The organism is Natrarchaeobius chitinivorans, assembly GCF_003841505.1.
Taxonomy (GTDB): Archaea; Halobacteriota; Halobacteria; order Halobacteriales; family Natrialbaceae; genus Natrarchaeobius; species Natrarchaeobius chitinivorans.
Genome location: NZ_REGA01000043.1, coordinates 1 through 3,268, shown reverse-complemented (window position 1 = coordinate 3,268; position 3,268 = coordinate 1). Strand labels below are relative to the sequence as shown.

The following is a 3,268-nucleotide window of genomic DNA, read 5'->3' as shown; positions in this document are numbered from 1 at the left end:
GGGCGGCGGATTCGCCTCGGCCACCAACAGCACTTTTAGCCAATGTCACTACCTTCCCAGTGAAGCGGGAAATTTTGGACATAGAACATCCGCCGTTTCCCGCTTCAACTCCCTAGTTCTGACGGATCAAGTCGTCGCTGTCTGGCGATTCACCAGAACCGAATAGTGGTAAAGGGTGATGTCCCGTGAATGGCTGTCAACCATACATTGCACCATTCCGGGACCGTATTTACTCATCTGTAGCGACTGGCTTGAGGATAGTAAATCGGTTCACACGACCAGAAAGCAAACGGGATTTGCCCTAATGGAAATAGCGTAGCGTCCCATCTTTTCCAGAGTAGCAGAGCATGCACATACTGGAATCATCATGCAAGACGTCGATGATAGTCTTGAGAAGATCGAAATATATGTCTCGCTCGTTGGATCCCTGATTCGGTGGAAATGCCGGTTATAGCCACTAGAAACGGTGAATTCTAGCCAGAACGATTATCTGAAAACCCCCCCATGAATACTTCTATTGACGCCACCCATCCATGTCCTTCACGTTGCCGATGACCCCTCGGCCACAGACCTGACTGCCACTCACCTCGAACGGATATCCGACCGCTTCACAGTCGAAACTGCATCGAGCGCCAGTGGTGGACTTCGTCGACTCACCAGTGACGAGTTCGATTGCATCCTATCTGAGTACGAGATGCCAGAACAAGACGGAATCGAATTTCTCGACGCTGTCCGCGAACAGCATCCGAATCTGCCGTTTATTCTTTTCACAGCGAAAGGGAGTGAGGCCGTTGCAAGCGAAGCAATATCGAGCGGGGCCACAGATTATCTGCAAAAAAAATCTGGGGTGGAGCAGTATGAGCTCCTCGCAAACCGCATCGAAAACGCTGTCGCGCAAAATCGTGCCCAGCAACGTGCGTCCCAACAGGCGCGTATCCTCCGGGACGCCAATCAGGCTCTCATTACATCGACGACACGGGCGGAAATCGAAAATGAAATCACAGCTGTTCTCGGGGCAGCAGAGCCGTATAGTCTCGTCTGGTTCAGTAAGTATGACGCCGAGCGAGATCGTCTCGCCCCCCGGAGTGTTGCTGGTCCCAACATCGAGACACCTGGGACCATCACTCTCTCTGAGTACCCCGATGGGATCATTCGCGAGGCGCTTCGGACCAACTCAATAGCCATCGGCCAGCCGCCGGACCCTTCACTCGAGGTGTGGACTCGGGACGATAATAGCTCGTACGCAAAAGCAGCCGTCGTTCCAGCCGAGTACCAGGGCCACTGCTACGGACTACTTGCGTTGTATGCGCCACACGAAGACGTGTTCGATGACAGCGAGCGTGAGATGCTCAATAAACTCGCCAGCGACATGGCGAAGGCGCTCCACACCGTTGAAACCCAACAGACGCTCCGTCGGTATCAGACCGCTGTCGAGGCCGTCCCCGACGGGGTGTTTATTCTCGACGAAGACGGCACCATTGAACTCGCTAATCAGAGCGTGGCATCGCTTCTCGGGATGACTATCGACGAGATACACGGGCAACCGTTCACGACGTTCGTCGAGGCCGGCGTTTTTGACGAAACGATCATCGAGTGGTACCTCGAAAGTGTCCGAACCATGCTCTCCTCGGCGAACGACTGTGAGGAGGTGCGATACGAAACCGAGATACGCCCAATAAACGCGCCTCCGCGGGTGGTCGAAGCACACCTCGCGCTGCGTTCGTCCGACGACGGATTTCAAGGAACCGTCGGTGTTGTCCGCAATGTCACCGAGCAACGAACCCGCGAGCGGCGATTGGCGACACTCGTCGACAACTTACCCGGGATCGTGTATCGGTGCAAAAACGACCAAGGCTGGCCGATGGAGTACGTCAAGGGTGAAGTTGAGGCGCTTACCGGCTATTCGCCGGACACGTTTACACAGGATAAGGGTCACTTTGGAACGCACCTGATCCATCCAGATGACCGAGGCGACGTGTGGACCGCTGTACAGACCGCACTTGATGAACGGGAACCGTACGAAATCGAGTACCGAATCCTCACCAAGACAGGCAAGACGAAGTGGGTCTGGGAACGCGGGCAGGGAATCTATCCCGATGATGACCGTGTTGAAGCACTCGAGGGGTTCATTACCGAGATTACGGATCGGAAACAGCGACAACAGGAGTTACAACGCCAGAACGAACAACTCCGAAAATTCGCTAATGTTTTGTCACACGATCTCCGAAATCCGCTGAACGTCGCTCAAGCCCGCATCCAACTGGCTCAACAAACACAGGAGATCGAGCATCTCGACGACGCACGCAGGGGCTTGAGTCGAGCTTTTGAACTGATTGATGACTTGCTCACGGTAGCCCAGCAGGAGCAGGATATCTCCGATACGGAATTCATCAATCTAGAAGAGATTGCTAATGAGTGCTGGAAGAACGTCAAGACACCCGACGCACAACTGGTCACCGACTGTGAGCAGTCGATTCAAGCAGATCCCGGCCAGCTGAAACGGCTGCTGGAAAATATGATTCGGAATGCGATCGAACACGGTGGTACTGACGTGACAGTGACGATCGGTGATCTGGATCACGGATTCTACGTCGCCGACGATGGGGCCGGCATTCAACAGGAAGACCGTGAGAGAATCTTCGACCCGGCCTATACCTCGAATACCAAGGAAGCGGGGTTTGGACTCGATATCATCAGACGAATCACAGAGGCACATGGCTGGGAAATAACCGTTACAGAAAGCGAGGCCGGCGGAGCCCGATTTGAGATTGCTGTTGGTGGTAGTCCCACACAACATCCAGAATGACCGATATGCTGCGCTGTAGTCAGCACGGCCCTCTCACCATCTCTATTATCTGATGGAAGCAACCACGGTAGATTCGCACGCATAGTAAACGGCCAGTTCAGTCCTAATTAGGCGAAAGAAATGCCGTACAAGCCGTTCTATGGCATTTCGTATAGCTGTATGTGTTTAGCCCGAGCTGATTTCGGTACTGTCTCGTAGGAAGCGTTCAACGGACGCGATATGAACAGGCAGCAGACATCGGATACGACTCTCAGGGATGGGCTCCGCAGCGGAGTCCATCCCGTTGCCTCTGCTGTCATACCTGGTTGGTGGAGTCTGTGAACGCAGACGATTTCACCAAAGAAGAGCTCTTTTCTCGGTTGCTTCAGCTTGAGCAGCGGGTCGAAGAACTTGAGCAAGAAAACAAGCGGAAGGACAAGAAGATCGATCAGTTGCAAGAGCAACTTGACCAGAAGGACGAGC

At 53.8% G+C, this 3,268-nt stretch carries 1 protein-coding gene; it reads left to right on the top strand.

Annotated elements, in window-relative coordinates; all coding sequences use genetic code 11:
* Positions 1 to 517 precede the first annotated feature (517 nt).
* Positions 518 to 2,806 carry a PAS domain S-box protein gene (locus EA473_RS21740; RefSeq protein WP_124197690.1) on the top strand — a complete coding sequence of 763 codons (2,289 nt, stop codon included), beginning with the start codon at positions 518 to 520 and terminating at the stop codon, positions 2,804 to 2,806.
* Positions 2,807 to 3,268 lie beyond the last annotated feature (462 nt).